The organism is Glycomyces paridis (assembly GCF_004912155.1).
Classification (GTDB): Bacteria; Actinomycetota; Actinomycetes; order Mycobacteriales; family Micromonosporaceae; genus Glycomyces; species Glycomyces paridis.
The window spans coordinates 75,605-99,070 of record NZ_STGX01000022.1; the positions used below are offsets into that span (position 1 = coordinate 75,605).

Sequence of the window (23,466 nt, forward strand, 5' to 3'; positions counted from 1 at the left end):
CGCGCTCGGCGACCGCCTCGGCCCAGTACTCGGGGTTCGGGCCGGGCGGGACCTCGGCGGGGATGAGGCCGTGGCGGGACTCGGCGAGGAGCGCTTCGAGGCGGGCGCGGATGCGCGGCGGGTACGGGAGGTCGGCGAGGAGGTTCGCGACGAGGACGGGGTGGCGCTCTTGGAAGACGGCGCGGCTGAAGGACTCCGGCCGGTCGATGCCGATGTCCGGGGGGCCTGCCGGGTTCGCGGCTTGCTCGTCCACGTTCGCTCCGTTCGCTCGGGTCACCACGGCATGATCGCACCGGGCGGGGGCGGGGCGGGCGGCGGCAGGCCGGAAGCGCTCGGGCGCTTGGGTTCGGAGGGAATCGCGAGGTCATGGGAGCGCGACCGCTTCGACGGCCGGGTTGATAACGATCACATTACTGTGCAAGTTTCTCGCGTCCGACTCTTTTCAACCCTTTATCTATTGGTTAGATTTATCGCTGTCTTAACTCAGCGCCGACCCCTTCGGCGGCGCGCAACCGCAAGGAGGCGGAAGACATGGTGGACCAGTCCCGGTGGCGCAGAGGCGCCGGACTCACCGCTGCGGCGCTCATCGGCTTGGCGGCCCTCACCGCCTGCGGCTCAGGCGGTTCCGATGACGACGGCACCCTCAAGATGGTCGTGTGGGGCGGCGACCTCGACAAGGAGACCTACCAGGCGCGCATCGACCTGCTGGAGGAGGCCAACCCCGACATCAAGGTCGAGCTCCAGCTCATCCCCTCGGACCAGTACGCGCAGAAGGTCCAGACGATGATCGCCGGCGGCGACGGCCCCGACATCATGCAGGTCGCCGAGAACGTCAACTCCTACTCGTCCAAGAGCCAGCTCGTCCCCCTCGACGAGTACATCGAGTCCTCCGGCCTCGACATGGACCAGCGCTTCGGGCCCGCGGGCTCGCTGTACACGTACGAGGAGCAGACCTACGCGATCCCCGACCGCTCCGGCGCGATGATCCTGTACTACAACAAGGACCTCTTCGACGCCGCCGGCCTGGAGTACCCCACGGCCGAGTGGACCCAGGAGGACGCCCAGGCCGCCATGGAGAAGCTGACGATCCCCGGCGAGAAGTGGGGCTACGGCGGCGCCGGCTGGTGGCCGCAGTGGTGGAGCTTCGCCTACCAGAACGGCGGGCAGATCATCGACGACTCGGGCCGTCCCACCGTCAACTCCCCCGAGGTCGTCCAGGCGCTCCAGTGGGCCAACGACCTCGCGCACGTCGACCACGTGGTGCCCACCGCGGCCGAGTACGCCGACATGGGCCCGGACATGGGCGGCGACCCCGCCTTCGCCGCGCAGACGGTCGCCATGAACACCACCGGGTTCTGGGCCATCGGCGGGCTCAAGGACGTCGACTTCAACTGGGGCATCGCGCCGCTGTGGGGCGGCCAGGAGCAGGCCGTGTCCGCGTTCGGCTCGGGCCTGGCGATCACCCGCGACGCTGAGGACCCTGCGAAGGCCTTCGAGGCCATCGACTTCCTCACCGACGCCGAGGCGCAGACGGTCATCATCGACAAGGCCCAGGACGTCCCGGCCAACCTCGAAGTGCAGCAGTCCGACGCGTTCCTCACGCCCGCATGGGCCCCCGAGGGCCTGGAGATGAACGCGTTCGGCGAGTCCGCCGACTTCATCTTCCGCGCCCCGTTCATCCCCGAGTGGAACGAGATGCAGGCGGCCTTCAGCGACAGCCTCGGCGAGTTCTGGAACGACGGCGGCGACGCCCAGGCCGAACTCGACGCGATCCAGACGCAGCTCGATTCGATCATCCAATAGGGACGATTCGATGACGAACGCCGTCGACGCCCCCGGCGCGGTGCGCAGTGCGCGCCGCGCCGGGAGGCGCGCCCCCCGCCGGAAGGCCTCCCGCCGGGCGAGGAAGGAGGCCATGTACTTCTGGCTCTTCATCTCGCCCTGGCTCATCGGGTTCCTCGGGTTCCTCCTGGGCCCCATGATCGCCTCGGTCTACATCTCGCTCACCGAGTGGGACTCCTTCACCCCGCCCGAATTCGTCGGGTTCGCCAACTACACGAAGGCGCTGACGGAGGACCCGGTCTTCTGGAAGGCCCTGTCGAACACGTTCTACTACGCGCTCGTCTCGGTCCCGCTGGGCCTGGTCATCGGCGTGTGGCTCGCCAACCTGCTCAACAAGCGGGTGCGCGGGCGCAAGCTCTTCCGCACCTTCATCTACCTGCCGACGCTGGTGCCGCTCGTGGCGACCGCGATGGTCTTCAAGATGGTCCTGGCGCCCTCGGGGCCCCTCAACGAGCTCCTCGGCTGGTTCGGCGTGCAGGGCCCCGACTGGCTCCTGGACGCGACCTGGATCAAACCGGCGCTGGTCGTCCTGTCCGCGTGGGGCGCGGGCGGCGCGACGGTGCTCCTGCTCTCGGCCATGAACGGCATCCCGCGCGAGCTGTACGAGGCCGCCGAGATCGACGGCGCCAGCCCGTGGCGCCAGTTCTGGTCGGTGACGTTCCCGCAGATCACCCCGGTGATCTTCTTCAACCTCATCATGGGCCTCATCGGGGCGTTCCAGATCTTCTCGCAGGTCTACATCCTCACCGTCGCCACCGGCTCGGTCGGCGGCCCCAACAACGCGAGCCAGATGATGGTGACGCTGCTGTTCCGCGAGGCGTTCTCCTTCTACCACTTCGGGTACGCCTCGGCGATCGCCTGGCTGCTCTTCCTCGTGATCCTCGCGTTCACCCTGATCGCGTTCCGCACAGCCCGCAACTGGGTCTTCTACGAGACGGAGGTGCGCTGATGGCCGTTCCGCAGCAAGGGAACGCCGCGCGCAGGGCCGAGTCCGACAGAGCCGAGTCCTACCATGCGCAGCGGCGGCTCTCGGTCTTCAAGGCCTCCCCCGCGACCTACGCGGTCCTGCTGGTCGTCTCGGCGCTGTTCTTCGTGCCGTTCGTCCTCATGATCTCGATCTCGCTCGCGAGCGACCAGACCAGCGCCGAGAACGCGTTCACGGTGCTGCCCACCGAGTTCACGTGGACGAACTTCACCGGCGTGTTCACCGACACGGGCCTGCCCGTGGGGCGGTTCGTCGCCAACTCGGTGCTCATCGCCACGCTCTCGGCGTTCGGGCAGGTGCTCTCGTCCTCGCTCGTGGGCTACGCGTTCGCGCGGCTGCGCGCCCCGGGCAAGGGCGTCATGTTCATCATCGTGCTCGCCACGATGATGATCCCCGCCCAGATCACCATGATCCCGCAGTTCCTGCTGTTCAAGGAGCTCGGCTGGGTGAACACGTACCTGCCGCTCATCGTCCCGAACTTCTTCACCAACGCGTTCAACGTGTTCCTGGTGCGCCAGTTCGTCTCGCGGATCTCCAAGGAGCTCGACGAGGCGGCGCAGGTCGACGGCCTCGGCCACTTCGGGGTCTACCGGCGCATCATCCTGCCGATGATGTGGCCGATCCTCACGGCCATCGCCATCTTCACGCTCACCCACGCGTGGGGCGACTTCATGGGCCCGCTCATCTACCTCAACTCCGAGGAGTCCATGCCGCTGGCGCTGGGCCTCCAGTTCATGACGGACACGAGCAACGCGATGCAGCTGCCGCCGTGGAACCTCGTCATGGTCGGCTCGATCCTGCTGACGCTGCCGATGATCGCGATCTACTACCTCGGCCAGAAGTACCTGTACGAAATGAACCTCCAAGGCGGAAGCGCTGGTGTCAAGTGACTGACCTGTCCACTGCGAGCGTCGAGTTGGGCCCCGCGGGGCTCGTGCTCGACGGCCGCGAGGAGGCGCTGCTGTGCGCGTCGCTCTTCTACTTCCGGCTGCCGCGGGAGGTGTGGGAGGCGCGCCTCGCGCAGGTCCGCGCCACCGGGTACCGGGCGATCGACGTGTACCTGCCGTGGAACTTCCACGAGACGGCGCCCGGCGAGTGGGACTTCGAGGGACGGCGCGACGTCGCCGCGTTCCTCGACCTCGCGCACGAGGCCGGGCTCGCGGTCGTCGCCCGGCCGGGCCCCTACATCTGCTCCGAATGGGACGGCGGCGCCCTGCCCGCGTGGCTCGCGCTCGAACCGGGGCTCAAGCAGCGCCAGGCCGAACCGCGCTTCCTCGCGCAGGTCCGGCGCTGGTTCGACCGGGCCCTGCCGATCCTCGCCGAACGGCAGTGGGGCCGCGGCGGCGCCGTCGTCGCCGTCCAGTTGGAGAACGAGCTCGACTTCTTCGACACCGCCGACAGGGCCGCGTACATAGGCGCGCTGCGGGACATGGCGATCGGGCACGGCGTCGAGGTGCCGCTCATCGCCTGCGCGGGCCAGGGCGACCTGCACGGTGCGACCGGCGGCGTCGAGGGCGTCGTGCCCGCCTGCAACTTCTACCCCGACGACCGCTCGCCGTTCGTCGAGGCCGAGGTGCGCCGCTACGCCGACCTCCTCGCCGGACGGGACCTGCCGCTGCTGGTCACCGAGACCAACCGCCTGCACGTGACACTGCGGCGGCTGCTGTGCAGCGGCGCCCGGCTCATCGCGCCCTACCTCCAGGCGTCGGGAGCGGACTTCGGCTACACGCCCTCGGTCGGGAACTGGGGCGACCCCGGCGGGTTCATGACCCACGACTACGACTTCGGCGGGTACCTCTCCCCCGTGGGCGAGGCGCGGCCCGAGACCGCCGAGGCGCGCGTCCTGGCGGCGTTCGCGCGGACGCTCGGACCGGCCCTCGCGAGGGCGAAGGCCGTCGCGGGCGAGGTCGCCGCGATCGACGTGCCGACCGCGCATTCGCCCTCGACGCTGCTGCTCGACGGCGGCGGGACGGTCACCGGCGTGGTGAACCTCGGCGACGAGACCGGCACCGCGGCCGTGGACGTGGACGGCGAGTCGGTGCCGTTCGCGTTGGCGCCCTTCTCGTGCGCGCTGGTCGTGCGGGACCTGCCGCTGGCGGGCCTGGGCCTGCCCGGGACGCTGCGGCTGTGCTCGGCCGACCTCGTCGGCACGAGCGCGGGAGGGCTGGAGCTCTCCGCCCGGGTCGCGTCCATTGTGGTGCTTGCCGGTGAGGAAGGAGATGTCGCGGTCGAACTCGCCGCGCCCGCACCGGGCGCGCCGGTGCGCGCGAGCGTCCGGTCCGGGGCCGACCGGTGGGAACTCACGGTCCGCCACCCCGAGGACGTGGACGCGCCGGTAGCCGCGCCGGCCCTCGCGGAGGAACCGGTGGTCCTGACGAGCGGCATCCGCCTCGACCTGGCGACGCGGTCGGGCGCGCCGGTCCGGCACGAACTGCCGCCGTCCTCGGAGGCCGTCGGGGTCCACCGCGGGCGCACGCACTACACCGCGTCCGTGGAGGGCGCCTCGCGGCTGCTCGTCGCGGGCGCCGCCGACATCGTTGACCTCGCGCTCGACGGCCGCGCCCTGCCGACCCTGACGCCCTACGGCGCCACGGTGACCGTGCCGGTCGAGGACGCGGCCCGCCTCACCGCGACCGTGGAGACCTGGGGGCACGCGAACTTCGACGACGCCAGGCTTCCGGCCCTGGCGATCGGATCGCTGCGCGGCCTCGGCCGCGTCCTCGCGGTCGTCGCGTCTGAGGACGTCACCGCACTGTGGACCGTCGAAGGCGCCGGGCAGTGGGCCGGGACGCCCGCGCCCACGCGGTCGCTCGGCGGCTGGAGCAGCACCCGGATCGGGCGCCCCGCGACGTACCGGCGGTCGCTGCCGGTCGACGGCACCAGCGCGTACGCGCTGCACCTGGAGGGCCTGGAGCGGCCCTGCGAGGTCGCGGTGGACGGCGCGTCCCGCACCGTCGGACCGCACGACCCGTGGGTGCACCTCACCCCCGGCGAAGGCCGGGACCTCGCGATCACCCTGCCGCACTGGCCGGTCGACAAGGGAGCCGCGACGCTCATGCGCGTGGAGCCCGTGCGAGACTGGGAGGTCCAGGCGCAGCCCGACCGCGCGCTCACCGCGCTCGCCGCCACCGAGTGCGGCGGCGAGGAGACGGCGCTGCCGATCGGACTCGACGCGGGCGAAGAGGTCTGGCTCGACGTCCCGGTCCCGCCCGGCGGCAGGTCGCTGCGGTTCGAGGGCGCGCAGGTCCGCATCAGCGCGTTCGCGGTGCGCGGCGGCGACGCCGAGCTGCTGGGACGGGTCTGGCTGGAGGACGCGGCGCGACCGCGCTTCACCGGCGGCGACCCGGGGCGGCTGTGGCTCCCCGGCGCCTGGAACACCGGATCGGTCCGCCTGCTGGTCCGCGGCACCGCCGGAGGCGCGCGCCCGCGCCTCGACCTGGTGAGCGCCGCCGCCACGCCCGAATGACCCCGTAGCCGACCAGGAGTGGACATGGCCCCACCGAGGCGCACCTCCCGCGACATCCGCAGCGAGTCCCGGCTCGACGTCCTGCACGCGCTGCTGCTCGCCGGGGAGGCGAGCCGCAACGACCTCGCGCGCGTCACCGGGCTCAGCACCGCGACCGTCGCCACGGTCGTCAGCGACCTGCTCGAAGGAGGCATCGTCACCGAGGCGGGCCTCACCAGCGGCCGGGTCGGGCGGCCCACGACCACCTTGCGGCTCAACGGGGACCGCGGGCGCATCGTCGGGATCGACGTCGCCGAGACCTACGTCAGGGCCGTCGTGTTCGACGCCGCCCTCGACGAGCTGGCCTCGGCGGAGGTCGACACCGACGAGCACCGCGACGGCTCCGAGGACGTCATCGACGCGATCGTGCGGGCGCTCGACACCGCGCTGGCCTCGGCCGGGGCGAGCCGCGCCGACGTGCTCGGCGCGGGCGTCTCGCTCCCGGGCGGGATGCAGCGCTGGGGCGAGGTCGCGGTGGTCGTGCCGAACACGACCTGGCACCACGTCGACCGGCTCCGCGAGCGCATCGGCCTGCCGATCGTGGTCGACAACCCGCTCAAGGCGATCGCCACCGCCGAGCTGTGGTTCGGCGAGGGCCGCAGGAACGCCAGCATGATCACCGTCAACCTCGGCACCGGCGTCGGCGCCGGGATCGTCCTGGAAGGACGGATACTGCGCGGGGCCACGAACTTCGCGGGCGAGTGGGGCCACAGCCTCCTCGCCCTCGACGGGCGCGAATGCCGTTGCGGGCGAAGGGGATGCGTCGAGGCCTATGTGGGCGCGGCGGGCATACAGCGGACGCTCGCGGGCATCGCGCCCGAGCACCCGCTCGCCTCGGCGCACCTGCAACGCGAGTTCATCGGCTCGCTCGCCGCCGCGCTCGCCCCGCCCGAACCGGACCCGGCCGTGGCCGAGACCCTCGCGCGCACCGCCGACTACCTCGGCTCGGCCGTCGCCGACCTCGTGGCGATCGTCAACCCCGAGATGATCGCGCTCACCGGCTGGACGGCCTGGGCGCTCGGCGACCACCTCGTGCCCGCCGTGCGCCGCAGGGTCCGCCGCGAGGCCCCGGGCGACTCGGCCGCGGACCTGACCATCGCGGTCTCCACCGTCCGCGGGAACTCCGCCGCCACCGGCATCGCCACGATCGCCCTGGAGCGGTTCCTCGGCGACGTGGGCCTGGTGACCACGCGGGTGCCGACCGCACTGTGAGGCGCGGCGGGCGACCAGCGCCCGCCGCGCCCCGCCTCACACCGAGTGGCGCGAGTAGAAGTTCTGGGCGTTGACCATGAGCTCGTAGTCGGCGAAGGCCTTGTGGACCGAGTCGTCGTCGAGGCCGTAGGCGCCGAGCGTGTACTCGTGCTTGCGGTCGCGCTGGGGGCGTTCGAGGGCGCGCACCAGGTTCGAGTCGTCCTCCATCGTCCAGTCGATGCCCAGCTGCTTATAGAGGCCCGGCACGTACCGGTACGGGTCGTCGGCGAGCCGGTGGTAGGGCACGTCGACCACCGCGGAGGGCTGGCGCTGGCGGAAGGCCCGGCCGGACTCGACGGTCTCGACCATGAGCTCCATGGCGTAGACGCCGAGCGCCTCGCGGTCGACGCGGGAGACGAACAGGCTCTGCGCGAGGTCGGCGAGGCTGCACAGCGAGCCCATGACGGTGACGGGGCTGCGGTGCGTCCACACGAACGTCGCGTCCGGGAAGACCTTGCGGATGGCGGGCATCTGGCCGAGGTCCATGGGGTACTTCAGGACCCACCGGTGCGGGGCGCCGTTCGCGAGGCGGGGCCGGCCGTACTGGAGGACCTGGAGCGCGGACTTGAGGTAGCGGTAGTCCACAGTGGTGTCGCGGGCGGCGAACCACTTGCGGTACTCGGGCATCGGGGCGTGGAACAGCAGGTGGTAGAGCCCGTGCGGGAGCAGGAACATGCTCTCCTCGGGCTTGGTGGCGTTCACGGGGTGGATGTGGTCGAAGTCGGGGGCGAAGCGGGTGGCCGAGAACTGCTTGCCGACGGCCTTGACGAGTTTGGCCTCCTCGGCGGGGTCGAGCTTGAGGCCGGCGCGGACCATCTCCCACAGGCGCGGGCCGCGGCAGGACTTGGAGCGCGCGAGCACCTGGTGGGCGAGGGTGGTCGCGGTCCGGGGCAGGCCGACGACGAAGATCGGCCGCTCGATGGCCTCTTCGGCGATCGCGGGGTGGGCGCGGTGGAGGTCGCGGATGCGCAGGTAGTTCACCAGGCGCGCCTGGGCGTCCATCATGGTGGTGACCCAGCCGATGGGCGAGAGGTTGGGGACGTCGGCGGCGCAGCCGATGAGGAAGCGGAAGTCGTCGATCCACTGCCGGTCGGACTCGTCGGTGCGCGAGCCGGCGATCTTCTCGGCGCGCTCGACGGCCTTGGCCCAGGCCTTGGCCGGGTCCTTGCGCGAGCGCAGCATCGGGGACATGCCGGTGTTGACTGCCTTGAAGGCGAGCGTGGTGCGGCTGTTGCCCATCGGGGTGGGTCCTTCCGGGGAGCTGTCGGACGGGGCACGGTTGTGGGGGGCACTGCGTAAGGACCCTGTCCGGCGGGGATCGGCGGGCGCGGCGGGTCTCGTCGCGATAGTAGCGGGTCGGCGTGGGAGCCTTTGTGTCAGTTGGGAACACCGGAACCACTTCCGTCACGGCAATGTGCACACGACACAGTGGTCGCCGTCCGACTCGGGAGCGGCGGGCTCAGCGTCCGGCCGCGCCCTGGCCCGCGCGCGGCCTCGGGAACGGCAGTGCCAAGGGGCGCTTGGGATCGGCGCGGTAGAGCGTGGCGGGACGCCCGGCCTCGCGCACGGCGGTGCGGCCGGTCGCCTCCAGGAATCCGGGGATCTTCATGATCTTGCGGTGGAAGTTGCCGGGGTCGAGGCGGGTGCGCCAGACGGTCTCGTAGACCTGCCGCAGCTCGGTGACGGTGAACTCGGCGTTGCAGAACGCGGCCGCGGCGGCGGTGTGCTCGATCTGGCGGCGGGCGTGCTCGACGGCGTGCTCCAGGATGCGGTCGTGGTCGAAGGCCAGCGCGGTCCCGCGGGCCTCGTCCAGGGCGACCCAGTGCGCCTCGGCGGCGTCGCCTCCGGCGGAGGGCTGCGCGGCGTCGGGGACCATGGCGGCGTAGGCGACGCTGACGACCCGGCCGCGGGGGTCGCGTCCGGGTTCGGAGTAGACGCCGATCTGTTCGAGCCTGGCGAGGGCGGGGTTGATGCCGGTCTCCTCGTCGAGTTCCCTTGCGGCGGTGGCGTCTATGGTCTCGCCGGGTTCGAGGAAGCCGCCGGGCAGGGCGTGCCGGCCCTCGTAGGGCGGGTTGCCGCGGGTGACGAGGAGGACGGCGAACCGGCCGTCGCGGATGGTCAGGATGACCACGTCGGCGGCGAGTGCGACCGGGATGACGTCGGTGAGGGCCAAGATTACCCCTTATTGGTGACTTGACAAAAAATCGATCCCCCGGTTACGCTGGGACTTCATTAAGGTCAATGAAACAATATGTGCTGGCTCATCAGCATACGACACCTTCCCCAGTTCACCTCGGGGATCGCCGCGGTCACCTCGCGGCACAGCCGCCCCAGGGCGCGGCGGTGCCGCCGCGCCGGGCCACATCCACACCACATCCCCCGCCTCTCCCGAGCGACTCGGAGCCCGCATTGCACCCATCCCCCCAGCGGCCTGTGGCCGTGCTCGGCATGCCCCTGCCCGTCGAGTACGAAGCCGTACTGAGCCTCCTGCCAGGCCACACGTTCACCGAGCGGACCGTCCGCGGCACCGTCTTCAAGCTCACCGAGCTCCAGGGCCGCCACGGCGCGTGGACGCTCGCGCTCACGATGACCGGCCGCCAGAACGAGGCCGCCGCCGTCGCCGTCGAACGCGCCGTCGCCGCCTTCGACCCGCAGGTGATCCTGCTGGTCGGCGTCGCCGGGGGCCGCCGCGACGCCGCGGTCGGCGACGTCATCGCCGCCACCGAGGTCTACGGGTACGAGGCGGGCGAGGACACCGACGCCGACTACCTGTCGCGCATCAAGACCCTCCAGGCCACGCACCTGCTCCTCCAGCAGGCGCACCAGGTCGACGTCGAGGACGCCTGGCGCGAGCGGCTCGGCCCGGCCGGAGACGGGCCCCGCCCCCGCGTCCACCACCGGCCGATCGCGGCCGGGTCCAAGGTGATCACCGGCGTCCGCTCCGGCACCGCCGCGCTCATCGACCGCCACTGCGGCGACGCGCAGGGCATCGACATGGAGGGGTTCGGGGCGCTCGCCGCGGCCTGGCGCACCGGCGGCGTCGAGGCCATGGTGATCCGCGGCGTCTCGGACCTCCTGGCCGACAAGGACAAGGCCGCCGATCGGCATCGGCAGCCGCGGGCCGCCCGGCACGCGGGGGCCTTCGCCCTCGCACTCGTCGAGCGGCTCGAACCGCGGGGCCGCCCGGACGGCGCACCGGACGGCCCCGCGCCCGAACCCGAAGGGGCCCGGTACATCGGGGCCGTCGGGCAGGGCGCCACGGCGATCATCGCCGCCTTCGGCGACGGCGCCCACGGCACCGTCAACCTCGACCGCGCCACGACCGACCTCTGAACCCCGAGAAGGAACACCGACCATGCACCAGACCCCATCCCAGACCAGGTCCGCGCCACCGCCCACGACCCGCGTCGTGCCGCCGTCCGCGACCACCCGGCACCTGTGCGCCGGGGCCCTGACCGACCGGGTCTACCGGAAGCAGATCCTCGACACCGTCTACCACAGCCCCGAACGCGCCGTCGCCCCCAACCACGGGGCCGACGGGGCGCGCGTCCTCGCCCACGCCAAGGCGGCGCACGGGCTCGAAGTCGCACGGCACGCGGTCGCCGCCGCGATCCTCGGCTGCATGGCCCTCACCGTGCTGAACACGGCGGTGCCGCCGGGCTTCCTGCTCGCGCTCGTGGTCTGGGGACTCATCGGCCTCGCCGTCCACTCCGCGGTCGACCACGACCTCTTCGGCGGCATCGGCCCGATCCCGCTGCTCGTCGCGGCGGGCGCGTTCGCCGCGCTGTTCTTCGTCGGACCGGTCCTCCAGGCCGTGCAGTCCGCGGGCACGTCCTCGGGCTTCGGGTCGACCACGACCGCCGAGACGCCCTCCTCGACCGCCGGCGCCACGCTCATGGTGCTGTGGCTCATCGCGCTCGCGGTGGCGAACACGTCCTTCGACGTCATGCGCGCCAAGAGGATCAACGCGCTGGCCGACAACGAGGACCGGCCGCTGAGCGACGCGCGGATCGACGAGGTCCGGCGCGTCCAGTCCTCGAACGAGGTGGTGAACTACAGCCCGTACCGGCACCCGTTCGTCGGTGCGGGCAAGCGGATCGCCACCTGGCAGTTCGCGATGCCGCTGCGCCCCGACGGCGCGCCGTCCGAAGAGGACTGGCCGTCCTTCGACACCGCGGCGCTCAACGCGCACATCCGCGGCGCCGTCGCCGAACTCGCCGCCGACCGCGGGCACTCGCGCCACCTGCCGGGCCTGGAGCTCTCCGACCAGGTCTACATCTCGGGCGCGGACACCACCTTCCCGGCGCACACGCTCGGCGACCTCACACGGATGCGGCTGCCCGACACGTTCGGCGGCGTGCAGGCCGACCCGACCGGGCCGATCCGCCACTTCCTGCGCTGCCAGGCGGTCTCGTGGGACGGCGAGCTCGTCACCACCATCTTCATCCACACCGCGATCCAGGGCCAGACGCTGTACATGGAGTTCCACAGCTTCTCCCTGCCGCCCACGAAGGAGGAGTACCACATCTTCGGGCGCGGCTCGATCGACTCCGACACCCGCGTCGGCATCGCCGCCGCCACCGGCCTGACGGGCGTGCCGCTCGCGATCGTCGCCGCACCGATCGGCGCCGCCAAGGCCGCGATCGCGGCGATCCGCAACCGCCACAGCGCCGCCGGGCGCGGCAGCGACGACTCGGGGGCCTTGGCGAGCATCCGGGAGCTCGGCAGCGACGCGAAGCCGCACCACTACTTCCAGAGCCGCGACTCGGTGAAGTACACGGAGATCCTGGAGGCCCAGCTCCTGGAGTCGGTCAAGGGCTTCCTGCGCGGACGGGTCGACCTCCAGCAGCTCGACGGGTTCGCCCAGACCATCGTCAACAACGGCATCGTCAACTACGGCCAGGTCAACGCCGGCGCCGTCGGCAAGGGGGCCACGGCCGTCGTCGGCGCCGTCGGGAACAACGCGCGCGGCAGCGCCGCGAAATGAAGGAGGAACACCCCATGCCCGAGCAGAGCGACACGCAGGCCGAGGCCAAGCCCGGCGGCTACAGCGTCCGGGACGTCCACACCGGCGCCTTCGGCACCGGCTCGTCGGCCATCGTCGGCGCCATCGGAAGTCGCTCCCGCGGCTTCGTCACCACCACCGGCGACGCCGCCGCCCAGCAGCGGCTCGCCGAGATGTTCGACCTCATCGAGGAACTGCGCGACGCCCTCGAAGAGCGCCGCACCGCCTTCGGTGAGCAGCACGGCGCCATCGCCGACCAGGTGGACGAGATCCAGGAGGACATCGAGGAGCAGAAGCCGAACGGGCGCGTACTGCGCAAGCTCGGCCTTCTCGCCAAGCTCTTGGCGCCCTTCAGGGAGCTGGTCGAGATCGTGGAGAAGCTCGTGACCCTCGTCAAGGGCGACGTCTGAGCGAATGGAACGGCCGCCGCCGGGGTGCTCCCCCGGCGGCGGCCTTCGCTCTACAGCGGGTTCGCCGCGACCACGTCCCAGGCCTGGTCTATGAGGTCGAGCAGGAGCGCGCGGGCCTCGGCGGCGGTGCGGCCCTCGGGAAGTCGGTCGATCCTCGCCGTCACGACGGTCGCGCCGCTGATCAGCTCGACCATCGTGTACCCGGTCCCATCGGCGGACTCGTACACGAAGCCGCGCCCTTCGGGCCCGGAGTAGTCCTCGACGGTGCCGCCCGCGGTCTCCCAGTTGCCGCGATCCCAGCCGAGCGAGTCCTCGGCCTCGGCGGCGTCGGGTGCGGGGTAGGCGTCCACGACGAGTTCGACGCTGTCGTCCTCGGCGGGCCAGCCGACCCTGAACGTGCAGTGGATTCGCTCGCCGATCATGTCGAGATACCCGGAGTAGACGTCGGAGAGCGTGTACGCGTCGTTGACCGGGCCGCCGGCGAACGCCTCGTAGTCGGCGACCTCGTACTGGGTGCAGAGGTAGTCCTCGGGCAGCTCGGTCAGGGCCTCGGATTCGACGGCTTCGGTGGTGGCGTCGGCGGCGGCGCCGGTTCCGCCGGGCTCGCGCGCGTCGAGGAGGACGAGGGCGGCGACGAGGCCGACGATGGCCACGGCCGCGATGACCAATGCGCGGACCATGAGGCGGTCGGGATGGCGGCGGTCGCCGTATTCGGAGTCGGATTGCATTCGCGTGCCTTTCCGGAGTCGCTCGATCAGTCGACGATGAAATAGCCGCACATGGTGTACGCCTGCTCGATGAGGGACATGAGCACGGCCTCGCCGCCCGCGATGTCGTATACGCCTACTTCAAGGTCGATCCGGGCCTCGATGACGATGTTGTCGCGTGCGGCGATGATGTCGATCCCATGGATGGTCTCGCTTTCGTCGACCTCCATGCCGTCGTCTCCGAAGTACTCCTCTTCTTCGACGATGCCGACGAACTCAGAATCCTCGATCGGCCTGACCGATCCGTCCTCCGGGGCGCCCCGGTCCGTCATCGCCTCCATGAACGACTTGACTTCGACGGCGTCGCTGAAGACCGACACGCCCAGGTCCACGACCATCGTCTCGTTGTCCTCCTCGTCGTACTCGATCGGGTAGGAGCACCACAGCCGTCCCGTGGTCTCGGAGTCCCGCGACCAGCCCTCGGGCGGGCTCGGGTCCTCGTCCAGGGGGAATCCGGCGAACGCCTCGAATTCGGCGAGGTCGAGGCTGTCGCAGTTGCCTTCGGTGAAGAGCTCCTCGATGGAGGGCGCGGCCGCGGCGGGGACCACCGAGCGCTCGGGATCGGCACCGCCTGGATCGTCGCCGATGAGGCTCGCGACGACGGCGTAGACGAGCGCGAGGACGGCGACGCAGGCGGCGGCGAGTGCGACGGCGAGGACGCGGCTCCCGCGCTTCGGCGGGGAGGCGGGCGGCGCCGCGGAGGGGTCGGACATGGAGGGCTCCATTTACTGCGGAATGGCGATGGGAGGGGCGTCTGCATTGGAGCGGGACGCCGCTTCCAATGGTACGGAACGGCGTCCGTCAAAGGTGTCCCGGACCGGTTCGGAAAGGCGTTCTGCGAGTGGCCGGAATGGACTCGTGACCCTTATGCGAATGGTCGCTTCGAACCGTTCGATCGAATTCGCTGGAGCGTTCTCGAAAAGGCGGATCAGATGTCAGATCCAGCCTTCCTCCCATGCTCGATGCGCGGCGGCATGGCGGGAGGAGGCGCCCAGTTTGGACATCGCGGAGGAGAGGTAGTTGCGGACGGTGCCGGGGGCGAGGTGGACGTGTGCGGCGATCTCGCCGACCGAGGCGCCGGTCCTGGTGGCGCGCAGGACCTCCAGTTCGCGGTCGGTGAGGGGGCAGTCGGACTCGGTCAAGGCGGCGGCGGCGATGTGCGGGTCCACGTAGCGGCGCCCGGCCGCGACGTCGCGCACGACCTCGGCGAGGCGGCTCGCGGAGGTGGACTTGGGGACGAACCCGGCCACGCCCGCGGCCAGGGCGCGGCGCAGGATCGCCGGGCGGGCGTGGCGGGTGACCAGGACGATCCGGGTCGGCAGGTCGGCGAGGATCTCCTCTGCGGCGCGCAGGCCGTCGGTCGGCGGCATCTCCAGGTCGAGGAGGGCGATGTCGGGGCGCAGTTCGCGGGCGAGGCGCACGGCGTCGGTGGTCGTGGCGGCCTCGGCGACCACGGCCATGTCCGCTTCGAGGCCCAGGAGCGAGGCGAGGGCGCTGCGCAGGAGGTCCTCGTCGTCGGCGAGGAGGAGGCGGATCATCGCGGTCCCTTCGCGGGGTCGGCGTCGACCGGGAGCGAGGCCGAGACGGTGAAGCGGTCGCCGGTGCGAGACCAGGTCAGCCCTCCCCCGGCGGCCCGAAGCCGCTCGGCGAGGACCCGCAGCCCGGACCCGGCGTCCGCTCCGGGCCGCTCGGCGGCGCCGTCGTTGCCCACCTTGAGGTTCGCGACCCCATCGGCCACGGCGTACTCCACGTCGGCGCTGCCGGCGCGGCTGTGGCGCAGCACGTTCGTGACCGTCTCGCGCATGACCAGGCCGAGGAGGTGCCGGGCCGGTTCGGACAGGCCCGCGCCGCCGACGTCCTCGCCCAGGCGCATCCGCGCGTCGATGTCGGCCGCGGCGAGGACCTTGGCGGCGTTGGCCATCTCGTCGCCGAGGGCGGTGCGGCGGTAGCCGTGCACGAGCGAGCGCGTCTCGCCGAGTGCGCGGGCGGCGGTCTCGCGGACCTCGCGCATCTCGGCGGCGGCCCGCGCGGGGTCGACCTCGACCAGGCGGGAGGCCAGTTCGCTCTTGAGCGCGATGACCTGGAGGTGGTGGCCCTGGACGTCGTGGAGGTCGGCGGCGAAGCGGAGCCGCTCGTCCTTGACGGCGAGTTCGGCGAGGAGCCCGCGGGTGCGGGCGAGCCGGTCGGCGAGATCCCATGCCCACAGTGGACCGAGAGTGACCCAGAGGGCGAAGCCGGTGACGCCGAGGGGGAACAGGGCGGCGTAGAGCAGGCGCCCGTCGTCGGCGGCGAGGCTGAGAAGGCCGCCGGGCAGCGGCGCGAGCGCGGCGGCGGTGACGATGAGCGCCAGGCGCGGGCGGCCCCGCAGGAACGCGGCGCCGATCGCGGCCACGAGCGCCGGGGCGATCGGCCATTCGCCGTAGTCGTGCTGCCACAAGGGGATCGCGCCGAGGACGGCGGCGCCGCAGGCGGCGAGCAATAGCCACGGGACCGGGAGCGGCGGCGACTCTGCGGCGAGCCTGCGGCCCAGCAGGACCGCGCAGGCGAGGACCGTGGCGGCCAGCGCCGCGGCGAACAGGGCGCGGAGGGCGGGGGGCGAGGCGGTGTCGAGGACGCGGTCGCCGACGAAGAGCGGGAGCACGAACACGGTGCCGCCGGTGACGGCCCACCACGTGTACCGGCGGAACCCGCTCAGCCGCGTCCCGCGTCCGCTCGCCGCGTCGCGCATCCGGTCATTGTCGCAGTGCGGTCGCATGACGGTTGTCATGCGGGGGCGTGACCGGTGCACGCCCGCTCGTGCGGGTTCGGCACTACCGGTCCGACCGGCGGTTCCCTAGCGTCGAAGGCGGGCGGCGAGGCGCCGCCTTTCCAAGGCTGCGAAGGAGATCGATGATGGACGCCGAGACGGTGGGGCGAGGGGGCCGGGTGCGGTCGGTGCTGCGGCGGTGGCCGACGGCGGTGGCGTTGGCGCTGTTCGTGCCTGACGTGGTCGACGGCGTGCCGACCGATCCGGGTGCGGCCGCGACGTTCGGGGAGGCGCTGCCGCTGCTGCCGCTGGCGTACCTGGTGCTGGCGAAGTGGGGGCGGCGGTGGCTGACCTGGCCGGTGGTGTTCGCGGGAGTCGCGTGCGTGGCGGCGCTGCGGGCGTTCGACCTGATGGCGCCCTCGACGTTCCTGGTGGGCGTCGCTTTGGCGGTGCTGGTGTGGAGCGTGGTGGACGGGGATTTGAAGCGTTCGGGCGAACTGCGGCTCCAGGCGGTCGGGGTGCTGGTGTTCGGGGCGTTCGCTTTGGCGGGCTTGGCGATCGATGTGGATCTGGGCCGGTACGTGGTGGCGGCGGGTTGGCTGTTCCACGGGGTGTGGGACTTCGTGCACCTGTGGCGGGACAAGGTGGTCGCGCGTTCGTTCGCCGAGTGGTGCGGGGTGGTGGACGTGCTGGTCGCGGTGCAGCTGGTGTTCTTGATCTAGTGGAGCGCGTCGGTGTTGCGGCGGTAGGCGGTCCAGCTGTGGCATTCGTTGACGTCGGTCACGCCGCAGGCGGCGGCGTCGCGGGTGATGAAGAGGGCGGCGTCGACGAGGCCGGCGAGGTCGAGGGCGAGCGGCAGGAGGGCGCGCTCGTCGGGCGAGAGGGGCCGGACGGCTTCGTAGCCGGTCAGGGCGGCGTCGGCGATCGTCCGGGGCAGGCGCAGGTCGGGGGTGTCGAGGGCGGCGTACTGGAGGGCCCTGGCGAGGTCGATGACGACCGGGCCGCGGTTGAGCTCGTCGAAGTCGAGCACGGCGGTGACCTCGCCGTCGGCGACGAGGAGGTTGTGGCGGTGGAGGTCGTGGTGGAGGGGCCCGGAGGGCAGGCGCGAGAGTCGGTCGAGGTCGTCGGCGCGGTCGGCGAGGAAGCGGCGGGTCGCGGTCCGCCAGGTGTCGGCGCCGGTGAGCGGGGGCGCGGTCTCGGTGGCGTCGCGGAGGATCGCGGGGCGGTCGAGGACGGGGACGCGGTCGTCGTCCCAGTCGGCGGTGAGCAGGTGGAGGCGGGCGAGGAGAGCGCCGGCGCGTTCGGCGAGGGGCGCGGTCATGGCGCCCGGGACGTCGCCGGGGACCCAGGGGAAGACGGCGACGGGGAGGTCGGCCTCGAGGAGCGGTTCGCCGTGGGCGAGGAGGGGCGCGGGTGTGGGGTAGCCGCGGGCGGCGAGGTGGGCGACGAGGCGCAGTTCGGCGCGGATCTTCTCGGGGCCGGAGTGGCGGTAGCGGCGCACGACGACGTCGCCGCCTTCGGCGGGGACGCGGTGGTTCTCGTTGTCCTCGCCGCCTTCGAGGAGGGTCGGCTCGCCGGTCGGGCGGACGCCGAAGGCGGCCAGGATGGTATCGAAATCGTTGTGCTGCATGGGTACTCCGTGGTCCGAGGGTGGCCGCCGCAGCGGGGTGCTCCGGCGATTGTGCCGGACGGGCGGCGGCGGGTCCAGCGCAATTCCCGGCTCGGGGCGGCTTCGGAGTGTGAACGGGCGACTGCGGACGGGGGTCGGAAAGGGCCGGGGAGGGTGCGCCGAAAAAATTTTGGCAATCGGTTGCGCATTGCCTATTGACTCTCTGAAAGCCCTTGCCTTAGATTCATTGAAATGCCTCAATATCTCCCTCACGAGAGGTCGACAGCAATGAGACGCTCACTAAGATTTCGGATCGGGACGGCGTTGGCCACTGCCGCAGTGGTCACGGCCGGCACCGTCCTGGCGATGACCCACGCGGCGGCCGCGGCGACCGGTGCCACCGGTTACGCCGCCCAGAACGGCGGCACCGACGGCGGCGCGGGCGGGCAGGTGGTCTCGGTCAGCACCGGCACCGGTCTCTACAACGCCCTGTGCAACCGCTCCAGCACCTCCACCCCGATCATCATCCAGGTCTCGGGCACGATCAACCACGGCAACACCAGCGCCGTCGACGGCGACAGCTGCGACTCCGCGGACGGCGTCATCGAGCTCAAGGGCGTCAGCAACGTCTCGATCATCGGCACCGGCAACGCGGTGTTCGACCAGATCGGCATCCACGTCCGCGACTCCAGCAACATCATCCTCCAGAACTTCACCGTCAAGAACGTCAAGAAGTCGGGCTCGCCGACCTCCAACGGCGGCGACGCGATCGGCATGGAGGACGGCGTTCGCAACGTCTGGGCCGACCACCTCACCCTCGAAGCCTCCGGCGGCGAGGACGAGGGCTACGACGGCCTGTTCGACCTGAAGAACAACACGCAGTACGTGACCCTGTCCTACAGCATCCTGCGCAACTCCGAGCGCGGCGGCCTCGTCGGCTCCGGCGACTCGGACCTGGACTCCAGCTTCATCACGTACCACCACAACCTGTACCAGAACCTGAACTCGCGCATGCCCCTGCTGCGCGGCGGTACGGCGCACAGCTACAACAACCACTTCACCGGGATCGTCGAGTCGGGCATCAACCCCCGCGTCGGCGCCAAGATCAAGGTGGACAACAACTACTTCGAGGACTCGAAGGACCCGCTCGGCACCTTCTACACCGACCTCATGGGCTACTGGCAGGTCAGCGGGAACATCTTCGACAACGTGACCTGGTCGAGCCCTGGCGAGGACAACTACCCCGCCGGTCCCAACCCGACCTCCACCACCTCGGTGAGCATCCCCTACGCCTACGACCTTGACGACGCCGGCTGCGTGCCGGACATCGTGGCGCAGACCGCGGGCGCGAACAAGGGCCTCCAGGTCTCGGACGGCAACTGCTCGGCCGAGCCGCCCACGACCGACCCCGAAGAGCCCACCACGGACCCCGAGGAGCCGACGACCGACCCCGAGGAGCCCAGCGGTGAGAACCTGAGCATCGGCGCGGGCGCCGACGGCACCTCCAAGGCCAGCGGCACCTCCTACGGCAACGTCATCGACGGCAGCACCAGCACCTACTGGTCCCCCAGCGGGTCCACCGGCCGCGTGTCGGTCAAGTGGGGCTCGGCGACCAGCGTGTCCTCCATCGTCATCCGCACCGCCTCCGGCGGCGGCACGATCGGCGGCTGGCAGGTCGTCAACAACGACAACGGCGCCGTCCTCGCCAGCGGCAGCAGCCTCGGCTCGGGCGTCATCGACATCCCGACCACCTCGCTGAAGAAGATCAACTTCGTCATCACCAGCGCCAGCGGCACGCCGCGGATCGCCGAGTTCGAGACCTACGCGGGTTCGGCCACCAACCCGACCGACCCCGACCCCACGGACCCGGACCCGACCGACCCCGACCCGACCGACCCGGGCGGCAACTCCGACGAGCTCTACGTCGCCCCCGGCGGCAGCTCCAGCGCCGCGGGCACCATCTCGAACCCGACCACGCTGGTCTCGGCCATCGACCGCATCACGCCGGGCGGCACCATCTACATGCGCGGCGGCACCTACAACCTGTCCAGCACGGTGAACATCGAGCCGGGCAACGACGGCACCTCGGGCGACCGCACCGAGATCTGGGCCTACTCGGGCGAGACCCCGGTCCTGAACTTCTCGGCGCAGGCCGAGGACTCGGCCAACCGCGGCCTCGCCATCGGCGGCGACTGGTGGCACCTCAAGGGCCTCATCGTCGAGCACGCCGGCGACAACGGCATCCTGCTGGGCGGCAGCAACAACATCATCGAGCGGGTCGTGACCCGGCACAACGCCGACACCGGTCTCCAGATCGCCCGGTACACCGCGGGCGCGCCGAGCAGCGAATGGCCCTCGAACAACCTCGTCCTCTCCTCCGAGTCGCACGACAACGTCGACTCCGACGGCGAGGACGCGGACGGCTTCGCCGCCAAGCTCACCTCCGGTGACGGCAACGTCTTCCGGTTCTGCGTGGCCCACAACAACATCGACGACGGCTGGGACCTGTACACCAAGGACGACACCGGCCCCATCGGCGAGGTCGTCATCGAGGACTCCCTGTCCTACGACAACGGCACCCTCTCCAACGGCGGCCAGGCCGGCAACGGCGACCGCAACGGCTACAAGCTCGGCGGCGAGGACATCGCCGTCGACCACACCCTCGTGCGCTCCATCGCCTTCGAGAACGGCAAGCACGGGATCACCTACAACTCGAACCCCGGTTCGATGACCATCTCGAACAACCTGAGCATCGGCAACGGGGAGCGGAACTTCAACTTCGACGCCGGCTCCTCGGTCTTCCGCGGGAACACCTCGTGCGACTCCGGCTCCAACGACCGGATCGTGGGCAACTCCGACAGCTCCAACCAGTGGGACACCGGTTCCAACGGCTCCCGGTGCTCCGCTTACAGCGGCAGCCTCTCCTGGAGCTTCGCCTCGAACGGCACCCTCACGGTGCGGATCGGCGGCGCCGTTGTAGACCTCTGATCCACTACGAGTCGGCAGGGCCGCCACGTCCGGGAACGGACGGGGCGGCCCTCGCCGTTTCCGGTGGAGCGCTTAGGCTCCGGCCATGCCGAACTCCTCGTACCTGTGCTCGACCGGGCTGCGGACCCTCTACCCCTCCACCACCGACGCGGCCTTCGACGCCGCGACGGGTGTCGTGGCCTTCGACGTGCGGGCCGTCCCGCTGCTGTGGCTCGCGATGTTCCGCCCCGGCGACATCGCCGAGCAGTCCATCACCGTCGAGACCGACGCGAGCGCCGTCGTCGCCGAGTTCGACTTCGCACGCGGCGAGTTCGTCGAGGTCGTCCCCGACCCGGAGGCGGGCGCGAGCGAGACCGTCGAGGCCGCCGCGCCGCTCGCCGAGAAGGGCGCGGCGCTCGCGGGACTCGACGCCGCCGTGCCGGTCCTCAACCGCCTCTTCGCCGCCGAAGGCGCGCTCGACGAGCACGCCGCGCTCCTGCGCCGCGCCGTCGAACGCTCGCCCGGCGCGTACCTGACGATCGAGCTCGACGAGATCGAGGCGCTCTGGGAGCCCGGCACGTTCGCGCCCGCGCTCCGCGAGGCGCTGGCCTGCCTCGACGGCGAGGCGGGGCCGGGACGCGAGCGGCTGCTCGAACTCACCGGCCTGCGCACCGGCCGCCCGTTCCCGCCCGCCCGGCTCCTCCTCGACGGCATCGACGCCGAGGACGACGACCACTGGAACCTGGTGCGCCTGCTCGGCGCGAGCTTCGGCGCCGACGTGCCGTGGGAGACCGCCTGAGCGGTGCGCGGGGCGTGTTAGGAATGGACATGCCTCAGCACGAGCACTATGACGCCGTCGTCGTCGGCGGCGGACACAACGGACTGGTCGCGGCGGCCTACCTCGCCCGCGCGGGAAAGCGCGTCCTGGTCCTGGAGCGGTTGGGCCGCACCGGCGGCGCCGCGGTCTCTACGAAGGCGTTCGCGGGGGTCGACGCGCGGCTGTCGCGCTACTCGTACCTGGTGAGCCTGCTGCCGAAGTCCATCGTGGAGGACCTGGGGCTGCGGTTCCGGACCCGGCGCCGCAGCGTCTCCTCGTACACGCCGACCGGCGCGACCGGGCTGCTCGTGCAGCGCGACGAGGCCCGCACCCGCGCGTCCTTCAGGGCCTTGACGGGTTCGGACGCCGAGTACGAGGCGTGGCGCGAGTTCTACGGCTCGGCCGCGCGCGTGGCCCGCGCGGTGTTCCCCACGCTCACCGAGCCGCTGCCGACGAAAGCGGCGCTGCGCGAGCGAGTCGGGGAGGACTGGGACCGGTTCTTCGAAGCGCCCCTGGGCGAATCGATCACGGCGGCGTTCGCCGACGACCTCGTGCGCGGCGTCGCGCTCACCGACGGCCTCATAGGGACCTTCACCTCCGCGTGGGCCGAGGACCTGCGGCAGAACCGCACCTTTCTCTACCACGTGGTCGGCGGCGGGACCGGGGACTGGGACGTGCCGATCGGCGGCATGGGGGCGCTCACCGACGAACTGGCGGCCGTCGCGAGGGCGGCGGGCGCCGAGATCCTCACGGGCTACGAGGCGACGGCGATCGTCTCGGACGGGACCGCGGCCGAGGTCGCGTTCGCGAACGCGGAGGGCACCGGCGCGGTCGCGGCCCGCCGCGTCCTCGTCAACGCCTCCCCCGAGGCGCTCGCGGCGCTCCTGGGCGAGCCCGCTCCCCCGAAGGCCGAAGGGGCGCAACTGAAGGTGAACATGCTGCTGAAGCGGCTGCCGCGGCTCAAGGACACCGGCGTCGACCCGCGGGAGGCGTTCGCGGGGACGTTCCACGTCTCGGAGTCCTTCGCGCAGTTGGAGGCCGCGTACGAGGAGGCCGCCGCCGGGCGGCTGCCCTCCCGCCCGCCCTCGGAGATCTACTGCCACTCCCTGTCCGATCCGTCCATTCTGGGCGGTGACCTGGCGGGCCGGGGCTACCAGACGCTCACGCTGTTCGGGCTCCACGCGCCCGCGCGGCTGTTCGCGGGCGGCAAGGCCGCGAACCGGGAGGCGCGGGCCGCGCTGCTCGACGCGACGGTGCGGGAACTGGACTCGTACCTGGACGAGCCGCTCGCCGACTGCCTCGCGACCGACGCGGACGGCGCGCCGTGCATCGAGGCGAAGACGCCCGTCGACCTCGAACGCGACCTGCGCCTGCCCGGCGGCAACATCTTCCACCGCGACCTCGCTTGGCCGTACCGCACCGAGGAGGCGCCGGGGCGCTGGGGCGTGGAGACCGCGGTCGCGAACGTGCTGCTGTGCGGCGCGGGCGCGGCCAGGGGCGGCGGCGTCAGCGGCATCCCCGGCCGCAACGCCGCGGCGGCGGTCCTCGAAGCGGACGGCTGA

19 protein-coding genes and 1 pseudogene are annotated in these 23,466 nt (G+C 71.6%); 12 read left to right on the plus strand and 8 right to left on the minus strand.

What is annotated here, in order from left to right; genetic code table 11:
* Positions 1–253 (minus strand): annotated as a pseudogene (locus E9998_RS25590) (hypothetical protein); the annotation flags it as partial.
* Positions 254–531: 278 nt separating this feature from the next.
* Here E9998_RS25590 and E9998_RS23110 point away from each other — a divergent pair.
* The 5 genes from E9998_RS23110 to E9998_RS23130 all read left to right on the plus strand — a co-directional run bounded on the left by E9998_RS23110 (position 532) and on the right by E9998_RS23130 (position 7,544).
* Positions 532–1,803, plus strand: coding sequence for an ABC transporter substrate-binding protein (locus E9998_RS23110; RefSeq protein WP_204745615.1), 1,272 nt, complete (start codon positions 532–534; stop codon positions 1,801–1,803).
* Positions 1,804–1,915: 112 nt separating this feature from the next.
* Positions 1,916–2,791: a carbohydrate ABC transporter permease gene (locus E9998_RS23115; protein WP_420842462.1), complete on the plus strand. Its 876-nt coding sequence runs from the start codon at positions 1,916–1,918 to the stop codon at positions 2,789–2,791.
* Positions 2,791–3,717: a carbohydrate ABC transporter permease gene (locus tag E9998_RS23120; protein ID WP_136532071.1), complete on the plus strand. Its 927-nt coding sequence runs from the start codon at positions 2,791–2,793 to the stop codon at positions 3,715–3,717. Before E9998_RS23115 ends, E9998_RS23120 begins: the two co-directional genes overlap by 1 nt.
* Positions 3,714–6,293: a beta-galactosidase gene (locus E9998_RS23125; protein WP_136532072.1), complete on the plus strand. Its 2,580-nt coding sequence runs from the start codon at positions 3,714–3,716 to the stop codon at positions 6,291–6,293. The genes E9998_RS23120 and E9998_RS23125 overlap by 4 nt, the downstream gene beginning before the upstream one ends.
* A 24-nt stretch (positions 6,294–6,317) precedes the next feature.
* Positions 6,318–7,544 carry an ROK family transcriptional regulator gene (locus tag E9998_RS23130; protein ID WP_136532073.1) on the plus strand — a complete coding sequence of 409 codons (1,227 nt, stop codon included), beginning with the start codon at positions 6,318–6,320 and terminating at the stop codon, positions 7,542–7,544.
* Positions 7,545–7,580: 36 nt separating this feature from the next.
* Here E9998_RS23130 and E9998_RS23135 read toward each other — a convergent pair whose 3' ends face one another.
* Complete coding sequence (locus E9998_RS23135) at positions 7,581–8,822, minus strand: sulfotransferase family protein (RefSeq protein ID WP_136532079.1); 1,242 nt, start codon at positions 8,820–8,822, stop codon at positions 7,581–7,583.
* Between the two features lie 220 nt (positions 8,823–9,042).
* Positions 9,043–9,756, minus strand: coding sequence for an NUDIX hydrolase (locus E9998_RS23140; protein WP_240037720.1), 714 nt, complete (start codon positions 9,754–9,756; stop codon positions 9,043–9,045).
* A gap of 236 nt (positions 9,757–9,992) precedes the next feature.
* On the opposite strand from E9998_RS23140, the gene E9998_RS23145 reads away from it, so the two are divergent.
* The 3 genes from E9998_RS23145 to E9998_RS23155 are packed head-to-tail and all read left to right on the plus strand — an operon-like array spanning position 9,993 to position 12,998.
* Positions 9,993–10,916 carry a 5'-methylthioadenosine/S-adenosylhomocysteine nucleosidase family protein gene (locus E9998_RS23145; protein WP_158299956.1) on the plus strand — a complete coding sequence of 308 codons (924 nt, stop codon included), beginning with the start codon at positions 9,993–9,995 and terminating at the stop codon, positions 10,914–10,916.
* Positions 10,917–10,938: 22 nt separating this feature from the next.
* Positions 10,939–12,570, plus strand: coding sequence for a hypothetical protein (locus tag E9998_RS23150; protein ID WP_136532082.1), 1,632 nt, complete (start codon positions 10,939–10,941; stop codon positions 12,568–12,570).
* A gap of 14 nt (positions 12,571–12,584) precedes the next feature.
* On the plus strand, positions 12,585–12,998 hold the full coding sequence (locus E9998_RS23155; protein ID WP_136532084.1) for a hypothetical protein: 414 nt from the start codon (positions 12,585–12,587) through the stop codon (positions 12,996–12,998).
* 50 nt (positions 12,999–13,048) lie between these two features.
* On the opposite strand, the gene E9998_RS23160 is transcribed toward E9998_RS23155, so the two are convergent.
* The 4 genes from E9998_RS23160 to E9998_RS23175 all read right to left on the minus strand — a co-directional run bounded on the left by E9998_RS23160 (position 13,049) and on the right by E9998_RS23175 (position 16,493).
* Positions 13,049–13,726 (minus strand): hypothetical protein, encoded by a 678-nt coding sequence (locus E9998_RS23160; RefSeq protein WP_136532086.1) that lies wholly within the window; start codon positions 13,724–13,726, stop codon positions 13,049–13,051.
* A 26-nt stretch (positions 13,727–13,752) separates the two neighbouring features.
* Positions 13,753–14,478 (minus strand): hypothetical protein, encoded by a 726-nt coding sequence (locus E9998_RS23165; protein ID WP_136532088.1) that lies wholly within the window; start codon positions 14,476–14,478, stop codon positions 13,753–13,755.
* Positions 14,479–14,700: 222 nt separating this feature from the next.
* Entirely contained in the window at positions 14,701–15,303 is a 603-nt protein-coding gene (locus E9998_RS23170; RefSeq protein WP_136532090.1) for a response regulator transcription factor, read from the minus strand.
* Positions 15,300–16,493, minus strand: coding sequence for a sensor histidine kinase (locus E9998_RS23175; RefSeq protein ID WP_136532092.1), 1,194 nt, complete (start codon positions 16,491–16,493; stop codon positions 15,300–15,302). Before E9998_RS23175 ends, E9998_RS23170 begins: the two co-directional genes overlap by 4 nt.
* A 164-nt stretch (positions 16,494–16,657) precedes the next feature.
* Between E9998_RS23175 and E9998_RS23180 the strand changes: the two genes are divergently transcribed.
* Positions 16,658–17,233, plus strand: a complete 576-nt coding sequence (locus E9998_RS23180; RefSeq protein ID WP_240037721.1) for a hypothetical protein — start codon at positions 16,658–16,660, stop codon at positions 17,231–17,233.
* Here E9998_RS23180 and E9998_RS23185 read toward each other — a convergent pair.
* Positions 17,230–18,141 carry a phosphotransferase enzyme family protein gene (locus E9998_RS23185; protein ID WP_136532095.1) on the minus strand — a complete coding sequence of 304 codons (912 nt, stop codon included), beginning with the start codon at positions 18,139–18,141 and terminating at the stop codon, positions 17,230–17,232. The two genes, E9998_RS23180 and E9998_RS23185, sit on opposite strands and share 4 nt — an antisense overlap.
* Positions 18,142–18,408: 267 nt before the next feature.
* Between E9998_RS23185 and E9998_RS27245 the strand changes: the two genes are divergently transcribed.
* The 3 genes from E9998_RS27245 (at position 18,409) to E9998_RS23200 (ending at position 23,466) form a co-directional block, all read left to right on the plus strand.
* Positions 18,409–21,108, plus strand: a complete 2,700-nt coding sequence (locus E9998_RS27245; protein ID WP_136532097.1) for a pectate lyase family protein — start codon at positions 18,409–18,411, stop codon at positions 21,106–21,108.
* Between the two features lie 85 nt (positions 21,109–21,193).
* Positions 21,194–21,886 (plus strand): hypothetical protein, encoded by a 693-nt coding sequence (locus E9998_RS23195; RefSeq protein WP_136532099.1) that lies wholly within the window; start codon positions 21,194–21,196, stop codon positions 21,884–21,886.
* Between the two features lie 29 nt (positions 21,887–21,915).
* Complete coding sequence (locus tag E9998_RS23200; protein WP_136532101.1) at positions 21,916–23,466, plus strand: phytoene desaturase family protein; 1,551 nt, start codon at positions 21,916–21,918, stop codon at positions 23,464–23,466.

Excerpts from the sequence above, each read along its gene's own strand:
- E9998_RS23110 (WP_204745615.1), top strand. The coding sequence starts at position 532 with ATGGTGGACCAGTCCCGGTGGCGCAGAGGCGCCGGACTCACCGCTGCG.
- E9998_RS23115 (WP_420842462.1), top strand. The coding sequence starts at position 1,916 with ATGTACTTCTGGCTCTTCATCTCGCCCTGGCTCATCGGGTTCCTCGGG.
- E9998_RS23120 (WP_136532071.1), top strand. The coding sequence starts at position 2,791 with ATGGCCGTTCCGCAGCAAGGGAACGCCGCGCGCAGGGCCGAGTCCGAC.
- E9998_RS23130 (WP_136532073.1), top strand. The coding sequence starts at position 6,318 with ATGGCCCCACCGAGGCGCACCTCCCGCGACATCCGCAGCGAGTCCCGG.
- E9998_RS23135 (WP_136532079.1), bottom strand. The coding sequence starts at position 8,822 with ATGGGCAACAGCCGCACCACGCTCGCCTTCAAGGCAGTCAACACCGGC.
- E9998_RS23150 (WP_136532082.1), top strand. The coding sequence starts at position 10,939 with ATGCACCAGACCCCATCCCAGACCAGGTCCGCGCCACCGCCCACGACC.
- E9998_RS23155 (WP_136532084.1), top strand. The coding sequence starts at position 12,585 with ATGCCCGAGCAGAGCGACACGCAGGCCGAGGCCAAGCCCGGCGGCTAC.
- E9998_RS23160 (WP_136532086.1), bottom strand. The coding sequence starts at position 13,726 with ATGCAATCCGACTCCGAATACGGCGACCGCCGCCATCCCGACCGCCTC.
- E9998_RS23165 (WP_136532088.1), bottom strand. The coding sequence starts at position 14,478 with ATGTCCGACCCCTCCGCGGCGCCGCCCGCCTCCCCGCCGAAGCGCGGG.
- E9998_RS23170 (WP_136532090.1), bottom strand. The coding sequence starts at position 15,303 with ATGATCCGCCTCCTCCTCGCCGACGACGAGGACCTCCTGCGCAGCGCC.
- E9998_RS23175 (WP_136532092.1), bottom strand. The coding sequence starts at position 16,493 with ATGCGCGACGCGGCGAGCGGACGCGGGACGCGGCTGAGCGGGTTCCGC.
- E9998_RS23180 (WP_240037721.1), top strand. The coding sequence starts at position 16,658 with ATGGACGCCGAGACGGTGGGGCGAGGGGGCCGGGTGCGGTCGGTGCTG.
- E9998_RS23185 (WP_136532095.1), bottom strand. The coding sequence starts at position 18,141 with ATGCAGCACAACGATTTCGATACCATCCTGGCCGCCTTCGGCGTCCGC.
- E9998_RS27245 (WP_136532097.1), top strand. The coding sequence starts at position 18,409 with ATGAGACGCTCACTAAGATTTCGGATCGGGACGGCGTTGGCCACTGCC.
- E9998_RS23195 (WP_136532099.1), top strand. The coding sequence starts at position 21,194 with ATGCCGAACTCCTCGTACCTGTGCTCGACCGGGCTGCGGACCCTCTAC.
- E9998_RS23200 (WP_136532101.1), top strand. The coding sequence starts at position 21,916 with ATGCCTCAGCACGAGCACTATGACGCCGTCGTCGTCGGCGGCGGACAC.